The 19,443-nt window shown below is 53.6% G+C and carries 18 protein-coding genes; 16 read left to right on the forward strand and 2 right to left on the reverse strand.

The features are described from left to right. Positions 1 to 31 precede the first annotated feature (31 nt). The 4 genes from Q4526_RS03375 to Q4526_RS03390 are packed head-to-tail and all read left to right on the forward strand — an operon-like array spanning position 32 to position 3,421. Positions 32 to 1,036: a MipA/OmpV family protein gene (locus Q4526_RS03375; protein WP_215975485.1), complete on the forward strand. Its 1,005-nt coding sequence runs from the start codon at positions 32 to 34 to the stop codon at positions 1,034 to 1,036. 13 nt (positions 1,037 to 1,049) lie between these two features. Next, positions 1,050 to 1,430 (forward strand): DUF3019 domain-containing protein, encoded by a 381-nt coding sequence (locus tag Q4526_RS03380; RefSeq protein ID WP_215975486.1) that lies wholly within the window; start codon positions 1,050 to 1,052, stop codon positions 1,428 to 1,430. Continuing rightward, a complete protein-coding gene (locus tag Q4526_RS03385) occupies positions 1,430 to 2,119 on the forward strand; it encodes a response regulator transcription factor (protein WP_215975487.1) in 690 nt (229 codons plus the stop codon). The genes Q4526_RS03380 and Q4526_RS03385 overlap by 1 nt, the downstream gene beginning before the upstream one ends. 12 nt (positions 2,120 to 2,131) lie before the next feature. Further along, complete coding sequence (locus Q4526_RS03390) at positions 2,132 to 3,421, forward strand: ATP-binding protein (protein WP_215975488.1); 1,290 nt, start codon at positions 2,132 to 2,134, stop codon at positions 3,419 to 3,421. 24 nt (positions 3,422 to 3,445) lie between these two features. Here the strand turns inward: Q4526_RS03390 and Q4526_RS03395 are convergent, their stop codons facing one another. Both Q4526_RS03395 and Q4526_RS03400 read right to left on the reverse strand, forming a co-directional pair. Beyond that, the gene (locus Q4526_RS03395) at positions 3,446 to 4,183 is read right to left on the reverse strand and encodes a TIGR04219 family outer membrane beta-barrel protein (RefSeq protein WP_215975489.1); all 738 of its coding nucleotides are present in this window, start codon (positions 4,181 to 4,183) and stop codon (positions 3,446 to 3,448) included. A 73-nt stretch (positions 4,184 to 4,256) separates the two neighbouring features. Beyond that, a complete protein-coding gene (locus tag Q4526_RS03400; protein ID WP_215975490.1) occupies positions 4,257 to 5,147 on the reverse strand; it encodes a LysR family transcriptional regulator in 891 nt (296 codons plus the stop codon). Positions 5,148 to 5,301: 154 nt separating this feature from the next. On the opposite strand from Q4526_RS03400, the gene leuC reads away from it, so the two are divergent. From leuC to folC, 12 genes are all read left to right on the forward strand, one after another. Beyond that, on the forward strand, positions 5,302 to 6,732 hold the full coding sequence (gene leuC, locus Q4526_RS03405) for a 3-isopropylmalate dehydratase large subunit (RefSeq protein WP_215975491.1): 1,431 nt from the start codon (positions 5,302 to 5,304) through the stop codon (positions 6,730 to 6,732). Between the two features lie 11 nt (positions 6,733 to 6,743). Beyond that, the gene (gene leuD / locus Q4526_RS03410; RefSeq protein WP_215975492.1) at positions 6,744 to 7,394 is read left to right on the forward strand and encodes a 3-isopropylmalate dehydratase small subunit; all 651 of its coding nucleotides are present in this window, start codon (positions 6,744 to 6,746) and stop codon (positions 7,392 to 7,394) included. 37 nt (positions 7,395 to 7,431) lie between these two features. Beyond that, positions 7,432 to 7,743 carry a hypothetical protein gene (locus Q4526_RS03415; protein WP_215975493.1) on the forward strand — a complete coding sequence of 104 codons (312 nt, stop codon included), beginning with the start codon at positions 7,432 to 7,434 and terminating at the stop codon, positions 7,741 to 7,743. A 40-nt stretch (positions 7,744 to 7,783) separates the two neighbouring features. Beyond that, complete coding sequence (gene leuB / locus Q4526_RS03420; RefSeq protein WP_215975494.1) at positions 7,784 to 8,860, forward strand: 3-isopropylmalate dehydrogenase; 1,077 nt, start codon at positions 7,784 to 7,786, stop codon at positions 8,858 to 8,860. A gap of 120 nt (positions 8,861 to 8,980) precedes the next feature. Beyond that, positions 8,981 to 10,090: an aspartate-semialdehyde dehydrogenase gene (gene asd / locus Q4526_RS03425; RefSeq protein WP_215975495.1), complete on the forward strand. Its 1,110-nt coding sequence runs from the start codon at positions 8,981 to 8,983 to the stop codon at positions 10,088 to 10,090. Positions 10,091 to 10,421: 331 nt separating this feature from the next. Further along, entirely contained in the window at positions 10,422 to 13,571 is a 3,150-nt protein-coding gene (locus Q4526_RS03430; protein WP_215975496.1) for a FimV/HubP family polar landmark protein, read from the forward strand. A 70-nt stretch (positions 13,572 to 13,641) separates the two neighbouring features. Continuing rightward, complete coding sequence (gene truA / locus Q4526_RS03435; RefSeq protein ID WP_303609523.1) at positions 13,642 to 14,532, forward strand: tRNA pseudouridine(38-40) synthase TruA; 891 nt, start codon at positions 13,642 to 13,644, stop codon at positions 14,530 to 14,532. A 48-nt stretch (positions 14,533 to 14,580) separates the two neighbouring features. Beyond that, the gene (locus tag Q4526_RS03440) at positions 14,581 to 15,201 is read left to right on the forward strand and encodes a phosphoribosylanthranilate isomerase (protein WP_215975575.1); all 621 of its coding nucleotides are present in this window, start codon (positions 14,581 to 14,583) and stop codon (positions 15,199 to 15,201) included. 8 nt (positions 15,202 to 15,209) lie between these two features. Next, entirely contained in the window at positions 15,210 to 16,433 is a 1,224-nt protein-coding gene (trpB, locus tag Q4526_RS03445; protein ID WP_215975497.1) for a tryptophan synthase subunit beta, read from the forward strand. Between the two features lie 20 nt (positions 16,434 to 16,453). After that, complete coding sequence (gene trpA, locus Q4526_RS03450; RefSeq protein WP_215975498.1) at positions 16,454 to 17,263, forward strand: tryptophan synthase subunit alpha; 810 nt, start codon at positions 16,454 to 16,456, stop codon at positions 17,261 to 17,263. 43 nt (positions 17,264 to 17,306) lie between these two features. Then, positions 17,307 to 18,176, forward strand: a complete 870-nt coding sequence (gene accD, locus Q4526_RS03455; protein ID WP_215975499.1) for an acetyl-CoA carboxylase, carboxyltransferase subunit beta — start codon at positions 17,307 to 17,309, stop codon at positions 18,174 to 18,176. A 6-nt stretch (positions 18,177 to 18,182) separates the two neighbouring features. Then, on the forward strand, positions 18,183 to 19,436 hold the full coding sequence (gene folC / locus Q4526_RS03460) for a bifunctional tetrahydrofolate synthase/dihydrofolate synthase (RefSeq protein WP_215975500.1): 1,254 nt from the start codon (positions 18,183 to 18,185) through the stop codon (positions 19,434 to 19,436). The last annotated feature ends 7 nt before the right edge of the window (positions 19,437 to 19,443 follow it).

The following is a 19,443-nucleotide window of genomic DNA, read 5'->3' on the forward strand; positions in this document are numbered from 1 at the left end:
GATACTGGCTAACAATAGGGCTTATTCAATCGTGCGCACTTGGTTTTCTTTTCTGCTTTTGGCTTTGCTGGCGCTTAGTGCCCAGGCTGATACTTCCACCGAGCCGTCATGCAACTCGGAACAGGCCGATTGCGTAGCAGTGGGTAGCTGGCAGGTGTCGGTCGGTGTTGGGTTAGGGGTACGTACCAACCCGCTGATCGGTGGGGACAACATCCCCCTTGTACTTCTGCCCAGTGTCAGTTACTACGGTGAGCGTTTCTTTTTCGATACCACCTCCATTGGTTTTACCCTGCACGAAGATACGCACTCTATGTTTAACCTTGTTGCGACAGTGGGGTTGGACAGTATGTATTTTAGCGATATTAGCTTGGGCAACTTTGTGATTGAAGGCACCGGTGGTGGTTTTAACCTAGGCGGTTTAGGACTCACCAGTGCTCTGGATGGCGACGCCGCCGAAGACTTAACTTTAGCGCCACCGGTGGATGAAACCCGAACGCCCAATACATACGATATCGATGGCCCCAATGAGTTTTTTCATAAACCCGAATTAACGAGCCCCCGAGGCGAACCGCAAACCATCTTTGTTGAACAGATCGCTGATCGCAAGATGGCGGGTTTGGCGGGGCTGGAATACAGCTACTCGCTCGGTGCGACTCAAATAAGCGTGCAGGCATTGCAAGACTTTACCCACGTTCACGATGGGCAAGAGCTGCGCTTCGGCCTTGATCGTCGTTGGCGCCTAGGGCGCAATCAAATAGCATTGGCCGGTGGTTTTGTCTGGCAGTCGGATCGGGTGGTGGATTATTACTACGGCTTAGGCGAACGCGATGTGGGCGATGCATCACAGCTGTATTATCGGGCCGGCGATGCAGTGACTCCCTACTTAAGAGCCGATTGGTTGAGACCCGTCACGCCGAACTGGACGCTGCAAATGACTTTGCATCAGAAATGGCTAGGGCGATCTATTCATCGAAGTCCCTTGGTGCAAGACAGCACCTCGACCACGGTATTTGTGGGAGGGGTCTACCATTTTTAAGCAGGGATTTGGCTTGAGTTTGGCGCTTGCCATCAGCGGCGTCTGCTCGGCACAGGATGGCCAGACCAATACGCAAGTGCAGTTAACAGTTAGGCCCAGTTTGTGTATTTTAGAGCGCGGCCAAACCCATTGTCGGAACAACGTTGAGGTGCACTGGCAGGCGGCTCGCCAATACTCGGTATGCTTGTTCGCCCAGGGGCAAGCCGAGCCGCTCGACTGTTGGGAAAAAAGCCGCCACGGGGCTTATTCCTCGCAATTGCATACCGAAGACGATATAAACTTTCAGTTAATTAAAGTGGCTGACCGCCAAGTGCTGGCCAGTCACGCCTTTGAAGTGGTGGCTGATGCCCAGCGCTATCGGCGCCGGCGCCGCAACCCCTGGAGCTTTTTCTAATGAGTGTTGTTTTACTGGCAGAAGATGACGAGCGACTGGCCTCGCTGGTGAAAGACTACCTAGAGGCCAATGGCTTAACCGTGGCGGTTGAAGCTTTTGGTTTACGCGTTCCGAGGCAGGTGCAGAGTATGCAGCCCGACATTCTGATACTCGACCTTAACTTGCCCGGAAAAGACGGTATTAGCATTTGTCGTGAGGTGCGCGGCGCGGGTTTTTCCGGGCCTATTTTGATGTTAACTGCCCGCGACACCGACGCCGATCAGGTGCTCGGCTTTGACGTTGGCGCCGACGATTATGTAATAAAGCCGGCCGAGCCCCGTGTGCTTTTGGCTCGTATTCATGCCCTGTTACGCCGCAGCCAACAGGTGCCGGCCGAGCAAGAAGACATTGTGATGGGCTGCTTGTCGATTCGCTCTCAAGCGCGCGAGGTTACCCTTGATAATACGCCGGTGGCGTTGTCCAGCCACGAGTTTGATTTACTACTGACACTGGCACGCCAGGCCGGCAAAGTACTTAGCCGCGAGTACTTGTTTACTACCATTTGCAATCGCGCCTATGACGGTTTGGATCGAACCGTGGATGTGCGCGTGTCTCACTTGCGGAAAAAACTTGGTGACAACAGCGAAAACCCAGCCCGAATTAAAACGGTGTGGGGGCGTGGCTATATGTTGGTGCCGGATGCCTGGTAGGCGGTGGGCACAGTGCTAAAGCGAGCATTCTTTACCCTTTATTTATTGGTTGTGGTGGCGATTTTGCTCGCCGGCTGGGGCTTGGATCGCCTGCAGCAAACCCTGACCAATGAGAGTGTTCTGGGCACCACCGACAACGCCTTTTTTCAACTGTTGGCCTCGCACGCGCAGTTATTGCCAGCGCATCAGCGCCAAGAGTATCTTGCCGATGAATTAAACAAACTGGGTATCTCCGGGCATGTTTATGGTTTGGCCGATTTGGCCAGCACCGGCTTGGCCGAAGAGCTCGCCACGGGCGAGCCATTGGCACTCAATACCGACGATGGTCGGGAGTTATACGTCAAGCTGGCTGACCTTCCCTTTATTGTGCGAATCAAACTGGCCGAAGAATCTCAAGCTTGGCAGCGTTTGCTATTAGTGGCCTTTTATCTCTTTCTCGCCGTGGTGATTTATTTATGGGTCTGGCCTTTAGTGCGCGATTTAAAATCACTGGAGGCACAGGCGCGCCGGTTTGGTCGCAACGACTCTCAGGGCATTTCCCTTAACCCCGGCTCGCCGGTGTATTTATTGGCCTGCGAGTTTAACCGAATGCAGCAGCGCATCGATGAGTTGTTGGCCAGCTACCGGGAAATGACCTACGCCGTATCGCACGAATTGCGCACGCCTTTGGCACGAATGAAGTTTGCTCTTGAGCTGGCCGAGTCTGCGCCTAATGACGAATCCTGTCAGCGGCAGTTGGCGAGTGTGCGCCAAGACGTGGCCGATATGGACGATCTTATTAACCAATTGTTGAGCTACGCTGGGTTCGAATCGCAAACCCAGTCATTGGTGCAGCGTCCAGGTGCGGCTGGCGCCATGGCGGCCCTGGTTGAGCAACAGGTGCGGCGTTTGCACGAACAAAATCCGCAGATTCACTTTCACGTTATCGATTCGCTGGGTGACAGTGAGCTGTACTGTGAATGGCATTTGTTTGAGCGAATTTTACAGAACTTATTGGGCAATGCTCGGCGCTACGCCCAGCAAAATGTTCGGGTGGAGCTGTATCGTGAAGGTGAAGAGTATGTTGTGGCGGTAGAAGATGACGGCAAGGGGGTAGATCCTGCCGACCGCGACAAAATATTTGATTCGTTTGTCCGGTTAAAGCAGCAGCCGGGTAAAGACTGTAAAGGGTTTGGTTTGGGCTTGGCGATAGTGCGGCGCATTATGGGCTGGCATAACGGCCAGGTACACATTGTTGATGCTCATCACTTGGCTGGTGCGCGATTTGAATGCCGTTGGCCCATAGCGCATCTCTCAGATTGAGGTGTGCGCTATGGGTGATCCCCGTTAAAAATGAAACGCGAATCCGGCAAAAGGTCCGGATAGATTTAGATCCACTCCGAAGCCTTTATCGAGCGTAAAGTTGAGCTGGCGATAGCCTGCCTCGAACCCTAAATCCACGACAGCATCAAACAGATATCGCACTTTGAAGGTATTATCGCTAATGGTGTAGTCGTTAAATTCCGTGTAGTTGATTTCCACTCCGGCCGACCAACCGGTGAATGGAAGCTCCGCCGCGGCCAATACATAACCCATAGGAAGCGCATCGTCGAGAGTCATCGAGTGATTGACCAGCTCCCCCCAACCACTGTCTAAGCCCAGCAGGTTACCCAGATTTCCTGCTGCGACCGATATTTCACCATCGTAGTGGCGCAGCGATAAACCGGCATCCAGATGCACCCAGTTGTCGAGCAATTCGTAATAGGCGGTGACGTCAACATGGGTTAAGTTGATAGTCGCCACTCCGGCTTCAGCGCCGGCCAGTTCCCAGCTTTTGCGGCTGCTAATGTCGGCGTAACTGACTCGGGCATTGGGAATCAGCGGCACGGGATGCTCGACGTATAGGCGAGCGTACTGACCGTCTTCTTGGTTAAAACCTAAATCGTCGGCGCTGGCACTGCCCATATCGCCACTGTAATCGGTGCGCCATACACCGGCTTCACCTTTGGCGCCGATAAAATCGGCCAGGGTGTAAGGTGAAAATACAAGGGCGGAGGCCACGGCGCCGATTTTTAACCACTGCATGGTGTTTACCTTTTCGTTGTGAGGCTGTCGCCACCTGTTTGAGTGATCAAGGTGGCGGTGTTATGGGCGGGAATCATAGCATTGCCGAGTGATCGTCAACACCGCCTGCCTGTAAACTTTCGATAAATTTCTGTGCGGGGTTACTCTGATGGCGATTGCGGTGATAAATAACACCGAGTCGTCGCGACAGCGCCGGACTGCCCAGTGTTAAAGAGCATAAGCTGGCATCCAGCATTGAGGTGGGCAACACTCCCCAGCCCAAGCCAATAGCGACCATCATTTTAATCGTGTCCAAATGATTGGTCACCATATCGACATTGAGGGTGAGCGACTGGTCGGCAAACATCGAGCCGACCAATGCCGTGGTGTAAGTATTGCTGTCGGGCAAAATGGCTTTGTGTTGGGCGAGGTCAGACAAATTAATATGGCGTCCAGCCAAAGGGTGAGAGGGGCTGGCGACAAAGTGCAGCTCGTCGTGCCACACCGGAATTTGCTCAATGCCGGCGGGGGCGGTATCGGGCAGGGTAATCACACCCAAATCAAACAAGCCTTGCTCGACCGCCTCCAGTGCTTTTTCCGAATCGAGAAAATGCAAATCCAGATTCACATCAGGGTATTGGCTCGAAAAACGTTGCAGCACCGGTGGCAAGTGGTGCAGGCCAATATGGTGGCTGGTAGCAATGCTGAGCTTACCGGCGATGCGGTTGTTTAACCGGTCAATGGCGTGCTCGGCTTCGCTTACCAGCTCAAGGATGTGTTCCGCTCGCGGTAGCAGCGTATTGCCGGCGTGGGTTAGCGACAACTGTTTGCCAATTCGGTCGAACAATTTAGCCCTCAGGCTTTGCTCTAGCAGGGCAATGCGTTTACTGACCGCAGGCTGAGTCAAATGCAGCCTTTCTGCCGCCAGAGAAAAAGAGCCCAGTTCGGCGACCGCCATAAAAGTAGTGATATGTTGAGTGTCCATACGGGCATTTTATCTATTCCTAAAAGGAATGCAAAACATAAAAAATATAAATTTGTTTTATTGTTGGGTGAGCTTTACCATAGCCTCAACACTGTAAAAGTGACGACAATGACAGGCGCTAAGCGCCGCTACCGTGAAAGTTGGAGATTGAGCAATGGCCGCAAGAACCCTTTACGACAAACTTTGGGATACCCATTTGGTGCAGCAGCGCGCCGATGGCTCCGCGTTGATTTATATCGACCGCCATATTGTGCACGAGGTGACTTCGCCGCAGGCATTTGAGGGTTTGCGCCTGGCTGGCCGCAAGCCCTGGCGGGTGGATTCGGTTCTGGCAACGCCAGATCACAACGTGCCCACCACCGCCAAAGAGCGCGCTTCAGGCGTTAGCGGTATTGAAGATCCAGTGTCGCAAATTCAGGTTAAAACCCTCGATGATAACTGCGATGAGTTCGGCATTGTCGAATACAAAATCAACGATCGTCGCCAGGGCATTGTGCACGTAGTAGGGCCTGAATCCGGCGCTTGCTTGCCCGGTATGACCATCGTTTGCGGCGACTCACACACCGCGACCAACGGTGCATTGGGTGCCTTGGCACACGGTATTGGCACCAGTGAAGTGGAGCACGTATTGGCCACTCAGTGTTTGGTGGCGAAAAAAATGCAAAACATGCTGGTGGAAGTCAACGGTGAGTTAGGCCCAGGCGTTACATCCAAAGACGTTGTTTTGGCCATTATCGGCAAAATCGGCACCGCCGGCGGCACAGGCTACGCCATTGAGTTTGCCGGTGATGTATTTCGTGCAATGAGTATGGAAGGCCGCATGACCGTCTGTAATATGGCCATTGAAGCGGGAGCCCGCGCCGGCATGGTCGCGGTGGATGACATCACTCTCGATTACGTGAAGGGGCGTATCTACGCGCCGACCGAAGCGCAGTGGGCTCAGGCCGAGGCGGCTTGGCGCGATTTAAAATCCGATGAAGGTGCGCACTTTGATGAAGTGGTCACGCTTAACGGCGCGGATATTTTACCGCAGGTTAGCTGGGGTACCTCGCCCGAAATGGTAGTGGGGGTGGATGATGTGGTGCCAACACCGGCCAACGAGGCCGACCCCGTTAAGCGCGAGGGTATGGAGCGCGCCTTGGAGTATATGGGGTTAACGGCCGGGCAGGCGATTAAAGATATTAAGCTCGATCAGGTGTTTATCGGCTCGTGCACGAATTCGCGCATAGAAGACATGCGGGCCGCCGCCGAGGTTGTTAAGGGGCGTCAAAAAGCCGCCAGCGTTAAACAGGCGATGGTGGTGCCAGGCTCCGGTTTGGTCAAGGCGCAAGCCGAAGCCGAAGGTCTGGATAAGATTTTTATTGCCGCGGGTTTTGAGTGGCGCGAGCCGGGTTGCTCCATGTGTTTGGCCATGAATGCCGATAAATTAGGCGCCGGTGAGCACTGTGCCTCAACCTCTAACCGCAACTTTGAGGGGCGCCAGGGTTATGGCGGGCGCACGCACTTGGTAAGCCCAGCGATGGCAGCCGCTGCAGGTATTGCCGGTCACTTTGTCGATGTACGCGAATTTGTCGCCCAGGCTTAAGGGGAAAGAAAATGAAAAGTTTTACCAAAATCACCGGTATTGCTGCGCCTATGGATCGCGCCAATGTCGATACCGATATGATTATTCCCAAGCAGTTTTTGAAGTCTATTAAGCGTACCGGCTTTGGCAAAAACCTGTTTGATGAGTTGCGTTATTTGGATGAAGGCAAGCCAGATCAAGAGTGCACTGGCCGCCCATTGAATACAGAGTTTCCGCTTAACCAAGAGCGCTATCAAGGTGCCAGTGTTCTGTTAACGCGCAAAAATTTCGGCTGTGGTTCGTCGCGCGAGCACGCGCCCTGGGCGCTGGACGATTACGGTTTTCGCTGTGTTATCGCCCCGAGCTTTGCCGATATTTTTTATAACAACTGTTTTAAAAACGGCCTTTTACCGCTAGTGTTGAGCGAAGAGGACGTGGAAACTTTATTCCAGCAAATGTACGCCACACCCGGCTACCAATTAACGGTGGACCTGGCTAACCAGCAAGTGGTTACCCCAGGGGGCGATGTGTTTACCTTTGAGGTTGATGAGTTTCGCAAGCACTGCCTGATTAATGGTTTGGATGATATTGGCTTAACCCTTGAGCAGGCCGATGCCATTAAGGCTTACGAGGCAGAGCGTCGTCAAACAGCGCCGTGGTTGTTTGATGCGGTGAAAAATTAGTACGAGTAAAAATCTATAAAACACAAAGGAGCGTGTTGTGGATCGTTTTCATATTGCTTTGGCGGTAAAGGATTTAACTGAATCTATTGTCGATTATTCCATGCGCTTAGGTGGTAAGCCTAATGTGGTGGTGGGCGGTAAGTACGCCATGTGGCGTACAGCGTCGTTAAACTTTTCAATCAATCAGCTCCCCGAGCAGGCCGGCCAGTTGCGTCACCTCGGATTTGAAAGTGATGCCGCTACAGGCTTTTCTTGTGAAACGGATGTCAATGGCATTGAGTGGGAATTGTTTTCGCCGGTGGCGCAAGACACTAAAATATTTGAAATTTATGGCGCGTCGGTGGAGTAGTCAATCCGCGATCTCGCCTTTAACCTAATTAGGAGTGAGTGTGTCTAAGAAAGTAATGATTTTACCGGGCGACGGTATTGGTCCGGAAATTGTCGAGCAAGCGTGTCGTGTACTTGAATCTGTTAATACGAAGTTCAATTTGGGTTTGGAGTTTGTCGAAGAGCTAATCGGTGGCGCTTCGATTGATGCCCACGGTGAGCCTTTAACCGATGCCGCTGTTGAGCGCGCACGCGGTTGCGATGCCATTTTGTTGGGTGCCGTCGGTGGCCCAAAGTGGGACACCATTGATCGCGCCATTCGCCCTGAGCGCGGCCTGCTAAAAATTCGTTCGCAGCTGGGCTTGTACGCCAACTTGCGCCCGGCACTGCTGTACCCGCAATTGGTGGAAGCGTCTAGCTTAAAGCCCGAGGTTGTTTCGGGTTTGGATATTTTGATTGTGCGCGAGCTGACCGGTGGTATTTACTTTGGCGAGCCGCGCGGCATTCGCACCCTAGAAAATGGCGAGCGCGAAGGCTTTAACACTTACAAATACTCCGAGAGTGAGATCGAGCGCATAGGTCGCACCGCCTTTGAAATGGCGCGCAAGCGCGATAAAAAAGTCTGCTCGGTGGATAAGGCCAATGTGCTGGAAGCCACCATCTTGTGGCGTGAAGTCATGGATCGCCTGGCGCCGGAGTACCCCGATGTCGAGCTGTCGCACATGTACGTCGATAACGCCGCCATGCAACTGGTGCGCGCGCCCAAACAGTTCGATGTATTGGTGACCGGCAATATGTTTGGTGACATTTTGTCCGATGCCGCTGCCATGCTCACAGGCTCCATTGGCATGTTGCCCTCAGCGTCTTTGAACGAGCAGGGCCAAGGTATGTATGAGCCTTGTCATGGCAGTGCGCCAGATATCGCCGGCCAGGGGATTGCCAATCCTCTGGCAACGATTTTGTCAGCCTCCATGATGTTGCGTTACTCGCTGGCGGAAACTGAGGCCGCCGATGCCATTGATGCGGCCGTTGGTAAGGTGTTGGATCAAGGCTTGCGCACTGCAGATATTGTCACCGACGGCACCGAAAAAGTCGGCACCCAAGCGATGGGGGATGCCGTACTAAAAGCCTTGCCATAAATAATTGGTCAGACCAATTGTTTGCAGTTAAGGGCTATTTACGGCAAAATTAAAGGCTGATCTCGCTTGCCCACAAGGCGCTGAGGTCGGCTTTAATTCATTTAAACCAGAGAGTTAAACATGAAAGTAGGTTTTGTAGGTTGGCGCGGCATGGTCGGCTCCGTACTCATGGAACGCATGGTTGCGGAAAACGATTTTGAGGGTTTAGAACCCGTATTTTTCACCACATCTAACGTGGGTGGTCCGGCACCAAAAGTGGCCGAAGGCTTACCGCCCCTCAAAGACGCCTACGCGATTGACGACTTAAACCAAATGGACGCCATTATCTCTTGTCAGGGTGGCGACTATACCAAAGCGGTATTCTCTGATTTACGCAATGGCGGCTGGCAAGGCTACTGGATTGACGCGGCCTCCAGCCTGCGCATGGCTGACGACGCCATCATTGTGCTGGACCCGGTAAACCTCAACGTTATTAAAGACGGTTTGTCACGCGGCGTAAAAAATTACGTCGGTGGTAACTGTACCGTTAGCTTGATGCTAATGGGGCTGGGTGGCTTATTCGCCAACGATCTGGTGGAGTGGGGAACCTCCATGACCTACCAGGCTGCCTCTGGCGCCGGTGCACGCAACATGCGTGAGCTGATCGAGCAAATGGGTACCATTCGCGATGCAGTGGCCCCCGAACTGGCCGACCCGGCCTCTGCTATTTTGGATATCGACCGCAAAGTGGCCGAGACTATGCGCTCTGGCGACTTCCCGGTAGACAATTTTGGCGCGCCCTTGGCCGGTAGCGTGCTGCCTTTTATCGACAGTCAGCTCGACAACGGCCAGAGTCGTGAAGAGTGGAAAGCTCAGGCCGAAACCAACAAGATTTTGGGCAACACAGGCAACCCAATTCCACTGGACGGTACCTGTGTGCGTATTGGCGCCATGCGCTGTCACGCTCAGGCATTGACCCTGAAACTGAAAAAAGACGTGCCATTGACTGATATCGAACAGATGTTGGCCGAGCACAACGAATGGGCCAAAGTGGTTCCTAACGATAAAGAGTCCACTTTGCGCGACCTGACGCCAACGGCCGTTACCGGCACTTTGACGGTACCGGTGGGGCGCTTGCGTAAATTGAGCATGGGGGGTGAATACCTCAACGCCTTTACCGTGGGTGATCAGCTCTTGTGGGGTGCGGCTGAGCCTCTGCGCCGTATGCTGAAAGTGTTGCGCGAATCGTAATTCTTTAAGCTCCCACCGAAACCCCGGCAAGCCCTGCTTGCTGGGGTTTTTTATGGGTGGGGTGTGACCGAGGGCGCAATTTTTACCATTTTTACCGCGTTTGGTTATTTTTTCATTGAAAAAGCCTGCCTAAAAAAGCCGTCTAAGCTGGGTAAGTGTTGATAAAAAGCTATTTATAATGAATACTTACAGCCGATACTGAAGAATTATTCGAGGTTTTGGGGCCTCTTACCGAATCAACATTGGCTGGCCGCGTAAAAATTAAGTGGCTGACAGGACGTCGTAGGGCTGGGTCGTCGGAAGGCTGGGGATAATATAAAAGGAAAGTGCTATGCAACTTCGTAAGCTGTTAATACTGCTTGGGGTCTTGTCGCTACTGGTGTCGCGTTCAGTGATGGCACTGGGTCTAGGCGATATCAAGCTCAATTCATCCCTGAATGAGCCGCTCGATGCCCACATCAATTTAATTGATATTGGTGAGCTGGACTCCGACCAAATTATTGCACGACTGGCGGATGAAAAAGATTTCCGACGCTTGGGTATTGAACGAGAGTTCTTCTATACCCAGCTTCGCTTCAATGTCATTACCGACCAATCCGGCGGGCCGTTTATTGCGGTGACCAGTAAAGACCCTGTGCGAGAGCCATTTATAAGCATTGTGGTGGAAGTGCGCTGGACCAGTGGTCGCCTGTTGCGCGAATACACCGTGTTACTGGATTTGCCCGTTTTTGCCGATGAGGCCGCACGCCCCGTTGAAGCAACAGCCACACCATTGCGCGACACCAGCACCCCTGTAAAGAGTGAGCCGGTACGGACTGCGACAGAGCCCGGCGCCGTATCGGCAAATCGCTCTAATGCAAGTGACGTGTACGGGCCCGTTAAAGCAAATGACACCCTGTGGGAGATTGCTCGCGATGTAAGACCTGGGCGCGAGTCTATCCAGCAAACTATGTTGGCGATTCAACGCGCCAACCCCGAGGCCTTTATTCGCGGCAACATTAACTTGTTGCGTAAAGGCCAAGTGCTGCGCATTCCATCCTCGCAAGAAATTAATCGGATGTCGAATCGCCAGGCTATCACTCAAGTGGCGCAACAAAACCGGGATTGGTCCGGTAACGCAATGGGTGCCCAGCTGGATGCATCCGGTCGCGGCTCCTCGATTGATCGATCTGACTCTTCTAGGCGCGGCCAAGTTAAGCTGGCTGCACCGGGTACAACCGGCGCGGGCGGCACCGCTCAAGGTGGTGGTTATGGTAATGGCGACGCGGGCGAAATTGCCGGCGAACTGGCCGCTACCGAAGAAGAATTAGAACGCAGCATGAGTGAAAACAATGAGTTGCGTTCACGGGTAACCGATCTGGAAGAGCAGATTGAAACCATGGAACGCCTGCTTGAGGTGAGTAACGAGCAGTTGAGTGCTTTACAAACTGGTAGCGCCGAGCAACAACAGGCGGCCAACGATGCCGAAGCCGCACAGACTGAAATCGACACTGAAACAACAGGTACTGTGGTAGCAGCCACCGAACAGGCCGCGTCATCCGTGACCAGTGAATCGGCCGTTGACGAACCCGAAGCAGAGACGGAAGTCACTGCGGTAGAGGAAAAAGCCAAGGCCAGTAAAGTGGTTCGTCGTCCGCCAGAGCCGAGCTTAATGGATAAGCTGATGGCTAATATCCTTTGGATTGGCCTCGCGATCATTGGTTTAATCGTTGCTGTCTTTGTTATTTTGCGCAAGCGCAGCGGTACAGCAGATTCCGAAGAAGAATTCACCTCCGAATTTGACGACTCAGTATTTAATACCGAAGACGACGAGCCGGAAGAAGATCAGCCGGTTGATGATGCAGATGAAAGCTTTGAAGAAGCTTTCGCTGAAGAAGTCGATACCACCCCAACAGAAGCGGAAACCGGCGATGTAGTGGGTGAAGCGGATATTTACATCGCTTACGCCAAGTACGATCAAGCCGAAGAAATGCTGTTAAATGGTTTGGAAAAAGAGCCTGGCTCACAAGCTATTCAGCTGAAACTGTTGGAAGTGTACGCTGAAAGCGACAATCGCTCCGCTTTTAACGAGCGTTACAGCGCACTGATACCGCAGGCCGATGCTGCGACCACAGAAAAAGCCAACGATTTGCGCGCACAATTTGGCCCAATGGATGACGCCGATGATATGGGCGCGGCAATGGAGTTGGACGACCTCGGTTTAGATCTGGAACAGAATGAAGAGACGAGCCCTGTAGCCGACACACAGCCCGAGGCAGACAATGCCCTAGAGTTGGATGCTGAATTGGACAGCGAGTTGGATCTCGATGGTGCATTTGAACTCGATGATCTTGAACAAAGTGCCGAAAATGACAGCAGCAGCGAAGAGCTGCTTGAGTTGGGTACCGAGGAAGACGAACTAAGCTTGGACGATTTCGACTTCGAATTGGATGACACCGAACAGAGCAGCCCTGAAAAAGCCGCTACCGATGAAGTGGATCTTGATGGTTCAGCTACAAGTTACGACTTGTCTTTCGACGCTGAAGAAACCGAACTAGATTCCGATGCCGAGTTGCTCGACTTTGAGCTTGAGGATGACGAGACCGACAGCGCAGCGCCTTTAACCGAAAGTGCGGAAGATAAGCCAACCGCTCTGGCAGACGAAGAGCCACTGTTGGATTTAGATACGCTCGACATCGAACAGGATGTTCCGGCTGATACTGATGACGCGTCCGATGATGTCTTCACGCTCGATCTCGATGACAGCGAAGAGTTAGCGACTTCGGATGATTCTACCGAACTCGACGACCTTAGCTTTGATTTGGAAGATGACACCACGGCCGCCGAGCCATCCGAGCTAGACAGCTTGGGTGATCTTGATCTGGGCGATCTGGAGCTGGAAGGTGACGATACCCCAGCGGCTGAATCAGAAGCACCGTTGCTGGATGAAGACTTTGATCTGAGTCTGGATGAGACGCCTGCCGCCGATGCAGTTAAGGCCGACGCTGACGAAGAAGCTGTGCCTACTTTGGATTTGGCCGATGATGATGCCGATGACTTTGATCTCGACCAGGCCATGGGTGATGTCGACCTAGAAGCATTGGATCGTGAAATGGCCGATCTCGATACTCCGACACAACCGGATGCGCCAGTGGCCGAACCCGCTGCCGATGAAACCTTTGCCGGTGTCGAAAGTGACGAGATGGATCTGTCTGTGGATGAAGACGATGCATTCGACGAAGCTTTAGGTGATCTGGATGTTGGGCTCGATGTTGATGATCTGCCCTCCCCAGAGTCAGTATCTGACACATCCGATGACGACGAAGATCTCGACTTTTTGGCCGATGCCGATGAAGCGGCTACCAAGCTAGATCTGGCGCGCGCCTATATTGATATGGGTGATATGGAAGGCGCCAAAGATATCTTGTCTGAGGTTGTTGAAGAAGGTACCGATGAGCAAAAGCAAGACGCTCAGTCGCTGCTGGAAAAAGTAGACAGCTAAGCGCTGACTAGAGTCAAAAGGCCTTGTACGTTCAAGCGTGCAGGGCCTTTTTTTTCATATGAGAAGCAACATGGGTGAGTACTCCCGCAACGGCGAAATTCTCGCCGAGACACATTGGCCCGACACTATGCACCGCATTGCTATGGCGGTGGAATATAAGGGCAGCAGCTTTCACGGCTTTCAGGTTCAGCCCGGCGGCTTAAGCACCGTGCAGGGGGCATTGCATAAGGCGCTGTCCATTATCGCAAACGAGCCTATTGCCCTAGTGTGCGCTGGACGCACCGACGCCGGGGTACACGCCAGCAACCAAATCGTGCACTTTGATACCCTAGCCCAGCGCCCAGAAAAAGCTTGGACTCGCGGGTTAAAAGCCTATTTGCCCGACGATATCTCGATTCACTGGGCCACCGAAGTCACCCCGCAATTTCACGCCCGCTTTAGTGCCCAAGCGCGCACCTATCGTTATCTGATTGCCGATGGTTGCGCTAAGCCCGCGCTGCTACACGACCAGCTTACCTGGAGTCGCGACCGGCTCGATATTGATCGTATGCGCGAGGCCGCCCAAGATTTAGTCGGCGAGCACGATTTCACCTCCTACCGCGCGGTGCAGTGCCAAGCGCACTCGCCAGTGCGCTGCATCGAACACTTAACATTGGTTCGCAAAGGCGAGTTAATCGTGTTGGAGGTTCGCGCCAACGCTTTCTTGCACCACATGGTGCGCAATATCGTGGGCGTGCTGATGGCAATAGGCACTGGCAGTAAGCCGGTGGAGTGGGCGCGCGAAGTGCTCGAAGCCAAAGATCGCCGTCTGGGGGGCGTAACGGCCCCACCTCATGGGTTATATCTGGTGCAGGTGGAATACGACCAGGGGTTCGCTCTGCCGCAACGCTTACCGGGGCCACTGTACTTTGATGAGCCGGTGGGTTATTGGCATTCTGACGGCGAGGCAAAATTCTGCTAAAATCCGCGCACTGAGTTTTTGCAAGGTCGAGTCATCTTTTTTATGAGTGTGCGCGTAAAAATCTGTGGGATTACCACTGAGCAACAAGCTCGGCAGGTTGTAGCGGCTGGCGCAGACGCCGTTGGCTTGGTGTTTTACCCGAAAAGCCCGCGTGCCGTGACCCCGGAGCAAGCGCGCGCCATCGCCTTGGCCTGTGGGCCCTTTGTGACCGTGACGGGTTTGTTCGTCAATGCGGGCAATGATTTTATAGCCTCAGTGTTGAGTCAGGTTCCACTGCAGTTATTGCAATTTCACGGTGATGAAACCGCAGCCGAGTGCGAGTCTTTTCAGCGCCCTTATATGAAAGCCCTGCGTATGCGCCCCGACCTCGATCTTGAGGCGAATATACAAGCCTATACAGGCGCCAGTGGTATTTTGCTCGACGCTTATCGCCCTGATGTTCCCGGTGGTACCGGAGAGACTTTTGACTGGCAGCGGGTGCCTAAGCGATCAGCGAGCCCTATTGTGTTGGCCGGTGGTTTAACGCCGGAGAATGTGGGCGCTGCCGTGGCCGCCACTGGCTGTTATGCCGTGGATGTGAGCGGTGGTGTCGAGGCCAGCGCCGGGGTTAAAGACCCCGAGCGCGTAAAGAATTTTATCGTCAATGCCAAAGCGGCAATCTATAAGTGAGTAAAATCGTGAATGATTCAACTAAGTCTGCAGTGGATTACAGCGCGTTTCCCGATGATCGTGGCCATTTTGGTCAGTTCGGTGGGCGCTTTGTGTCGGAAACCCTGATTTACGCGCTGGACGAATTACAAGAAATTTACAGTTCATTAAAAGACAACGACGAATTTCAGGCGGAATTTGATAAAGACCTGGCGCACTACGTGGGCCGTCCATCGCCGCTGTACCACGCCGAGCGCTGGAGCCGTGAATTGGGCGGTGCGCAAATTTACCTAAAGCGTGAAGACCTCAATCACACCGGTGCTCATAAGGTAAACAATACCATTGGCCAGGCGCTGTTAGCCAAAATGACCGGCAAGAGCCGTGTGATTGCCGAAACCGGTGCGGGCCAACACGGTGTTGCTACCGCCACGGTCGCTGCGCGTTTAGGGCTTAAGTGTCAGGTGTATATGGGCGCGGAAGACGTGCGTCGCCAAGCGCTTAATGTGTATCGAATGAAGCTTTTAGGCGCTGAGGTTATTCCTGTTACCTCGGGCTCAAAGACCCTAAAAGACGCCATGAACGAAGCGCTGCGCGACTGGTCTACCAACGTCGATGACACCTTTTATATTATTGGCACGGTGGCCGGTCCACACCCATACCCGAAATTAGTACGCGATTTCCAGGCTGTTATCGGCCGTGAGGCTCGCGCCCAGTGTCTGGATATGACCGGTAAACTGCCCGATGCTCTGGTCGCTTGTGTCGGCGGTGGTTCCAACGCGATTGGCTTGTTCCACCCATTCCTTAACGACGACACCGTTGCTATGTACGGGGTTGAAGCCGGTGGCGATGGGGTTGAAACCGGTCGTCACGCAGCGCCTTTGAACGATGGTGTGCCCGGCGTGTTGCACGGCAACCGCACCTATTTAATGGAGGACGAGAACGGTCAAATCATCGAGACTCACTCGGTATCCGCCGGGCTCGATTACCCAGGCGTTGGCCCCGAGCACGCTTGGTTAAAAGACCTGGGCCGGGTGAAATACGTGCCAATCAACGACCAAGAAGCCCTGGCAGCCTTTCGCAAAACCACACGTACCGAGGGTATTATGCCGGCGCTCGAGAGCAGCCACGCCTTGGCCTACGTTGAAAAACTGGCGCCAACCATGAGCCCTGAGCAAATCATCATTGTGAACCTGTCGGGACGCGGTGATAAAGACATTCTGACGGTCGCTGATATCGACGGTATCACGGTTTAAGAGAAGAGCTGGAATTACACATGAGTCGTATTAGTCAAACCTTCAGTGAACTGAAACAAAACGGCCGCAAAGCGTTAGTGGCCTACATCGTTAACGGTGACCCCACCCGCGAGGCCACACTGCCGGCCATGCATAAAATGGTGGAGCAGGGGGTCGATATTATCGAGCTGGGTGTGCCATTTTCTGACCCGATGGCCGAGGGGCCGGTGATACAAAAAGGCCACGAGCGCGCGCTGGAACATCACGTCAGCCTGACCGATACCATGGCTGTCGTAGCGGAGTTTCGCAAAACCAACCAGAGTACACCGGTACTGCTGATGGGCTACGCCAATCCGGTAGAGCGCATGGGCTACTCAGTGTTTGCCGACAAGGCAGAGGCGGCCGGTGTCGATGGCCTTTTGACCGTCGACTTACCTTTGGAAGAATTAACTGACCTTAAACGCGAGCTCGACAGCCGCGATATCGACAATATCTTTTTGCTGGCGCCCACCACCCGTGTTGAGCGCGCCCGCGATATTGCCGCCAACGCCAGTGGCTTTTTGTACTATGTGTCCCTTAAGGGGGTGACCGGTGCGGGCCACCTCGATGTGGACTCGGTAAAACAAAAACTGACAGAGTTTGGCGCGCTGACCGAACTGCCCATGTGTGTGGGTTTTGGTATTAAAGATGCCACCAGCGCTAAGTCGGTAGCTGTATTAGCTGATGGCGTAGTGATTGGCAGCGTGCTGGTCGATGCGATGGGTAAGGCCCAAGGCCAAACCCCAGACCAGATAGCTGAGGCCGTTGGTGCTATCATAAGTGATATCCGACAGGCTCTCGACAGCCTGTAATACCCGAATTCGAGACGAAACTGATCGAGAGAGAATACATACAATGAGTTGGCTAGAAAAATTGGTTCCCAGTGTGGTGCGTGCAGAAGGTCGCAAAGGCTCTACCAGTAAAGTGCCCGAAGGTCTTTGGAAGAAGTGCGTAAAATGTTCCGCGGTACTTTACCGACCGGAGCTGGAGCGCAACTTAGATGTCTGTCCTAAGTGCGACCACCATATGCGTATCGGCGCCCGCCGTCGCCTGGATATCTTTTTGGATGAAAGCTCGCGTCAAGAAATTGGGGCCGAGATTGAGCCGATTGATCGCCTTAAGTTTAAAGACGTTAAAAAATACAAAGATCGCCTTACCGCCGCGCAAAAATCTACCGGTGAAAAAGACGCGATTGTCGCTATGAAAGGTGAGTTAAAAGGCATGCCTGTGGTGGCTGTGGCCTTTGAATTTGCCTTTCACGGCGGTTCTATGGGTTATGTAGTGGGTGAGAAATTTACCCGCGCGGCCAACGTAGCCTTGGAGGAGAATATTCCGTTGGTGTGCTTTCCGGCCACCGGTGGGGCGCGTATGCAGGAGGCGTTAATATCGCTGATGCAGATGGCCAAAACCTCGGCAGTGATTGAAAGACTCAAGCAACAGGGCACGCCGTATTTCTCTATTATGACCGATCCGGTGTACGGTGGTGTATCCGCCTCGCTGGCTTTGCTGGGTGACATCAATGCTGCAGAGCCCAGTGCTCGTGCCGGTTTTGCCGGCCCCGCCATTATTGAGCAAACCATCCGCCAGAAGCTGCCCGCCGGTTTTCAGCGCGCTGAATTTTTGCTCGATCACGGCGCCATCGACATGATTATTCATCGCAACTCAATGCGCGATACGCTGGCCCGCTTAATCGCCAAGTTTACCCGCCGCGCCGAAGCGTCTTAATTTTTAGTGGAACACCACGGGCTCGATGCTTGGCTCGCTCGAATTGAGCGAGCTCACCCCAGCGAGATTGATTTGGGGTTGGATCGTATCGGCCAGGTGCTTAAGCGCCTGGCTTTGTCTCATACGCCGAAGGTAATCACGGTTGCCGGTACCAATGGCAAGGGCTCTTGCGTGACGGCTACCAGTGCTATTCTCAAGGCTATGGGCCACAGCGTTGGCAGCTACACCTCACCTCATTTGCATCATTATTGTGAACGCGTTGCCATTGACGGCACTCCCGTCAGTGAAGCGGCGATGTGTGAGGCCTTTGACTCGATAGAGCGCGCTCGCGGCAGTATCTCCCTAACGTATTTTGAATATGGAACTTTGGCCGCACTGTGGTTGTTTGATCGCAGTCGGGTCGATATCTGTGTGCTGGAAGTGGGGCTCGGTGGCCGGCTTGATGCGGTAAATGTCATCGATGCTGATGTCGCCGTTATTGCCTCGATCGATATTGACCATCAGGATTGGCTGGGCAATGACCGAGAGGTGATCGGCCGCGAAAAAGCGGGCATTATGCGCGCGGCTAAACCTGTGGTTTGTGCCGATGTTGCGCCACCCCAGTCAGTCGTTGACTGGGCGCAAGAAATCGGTGCGCAACCGCTCTATATCAATCGTGATTTTTCCATCGAGCCTCACGGGGCTGGAGCGCTGTATCAGTATGGCGATTTCTCAGTGTCCTTGGCCGAGGTGTATTTACCTCTGCCCAGTGTGGCGGCAGCGATTACGGCGGTGCAAATCTTAGTGGGGCGGGTGGAGCCCGACCTGTTGAGCCGGGCGCTTGCTGAGGTGAGTTTGGCCGGCCGCAATCAGCGACTGTGGGTTGGCAAGCGGCAAATTCTGCTCGATGTGGCCCATAACCCGGCCGCCACTCGTTTATTGGCCGAACAGATAACACAGTGTGCGCCGGCTCGAGTACACTTTGTGTTTGCCGCCATGGCGGATAAAGATATCGATGGCATTGTCGATAACTTGCCGGGCGCGGCGGGGGCTTGGTATCTTGCCTATCTGCCCGATGTGCCGCGTGCCGCCGAACCACAGGCACTCGCCACGCGAATTGCCACCAGAGGCTGGTCGGTAGTTTGCACCGCGGCGATGGCTGACTGCCTGGAGCGCGCTATAAACAACGCTACAGAAGACGATTTGGTGGTTGTTTTTGGTTCTTTTTTTACAGTATCGGCAGCGCTTTCGGCTTTGCCGAACATTAAAGCGGCTGATTAAAGTGAGG

The sequence above is a fragment of the Gilvimarinus sp. 2_MG-2023 genome, assembly GCF_030547685.1.
Classification (GTDB): Bacteria; Pseudomonadota; Gammaproteobacteria; order Pseudomonadales; family Cellvibrionaceae; genus Gilvimarinus.

Excerpts from the sequence above, each read along its gene's own strand:
- leuD (WP_215975492.1), top strand. The coding sequence starts at position 6,744 with ATGAAAAGTTTTACCAAAATCACCGGTATTGCTGCGCCTATGGATCGC.
- truA (WP_303609523.1), top strand. The coding sequence starts at position 13,642 with ATGGGTGAGTACTCCCGCAACGGCGAAATTCTCGCCGAGACACATTGG.
- Q4526_RS03430 (WP_215975496.1), top strand. The coding sequence starts at position 10,422 with ATGCAACTTCGTAAGCTGTTAATACTGCTTGGGGTCTTGTCGCTACTG.
- trpA (WP_215975498.1), top strand. The coding sequence starts at position 16,454 with ATGAGTCGTATTAGTCAAACCTTCAGTGAACTGAAACAAAACGGCCGC.
- Q4526_RS03385 (WP_215975487.1), top strand. The coding sequence starts at position 1,430 with ATGAGTGTTGTTTTACTGGCAGAAGATGACGAGCGACTGGCCTCGCTG.
- asd (WP_215975495.1), top strand. The coding sequence starts at position 8,981 with ATGAAAGTAGGTTTTGTAGGTTGGCGCGGCATGGTCGGCTCCGTACTC.
- accD (WP_215975499.1), top strand. The coding sequence starts at position 17,307 with ATGAGTTGGCTAGAAAAATTGGTTCCCAGTGTGGTGCGTGCAGAAGGT.
- Q4526_RS03400 (WP_215975490.1), bottom strand. The coding sequence starts at position 5,147 with ATGGACACTCAACATATCACTACTTTTATGGCGGTCGCCGAACTGGGC.
- leuC (WP_215975491.1), top strand. The coding sequence starts at position 5,302 with ATGGCCGCAAGAACCCTTTACGACAAACTTTGGGATACCCATTTGGTG.
- Q4526_RS03395 (WP_215975489.1), bottom strand. The coding sequence starts at position 4,183 with ATGCAGTGGTTAAAAATCGGCGCCGTGGCCTCCGCCCTTGTATTTTCA.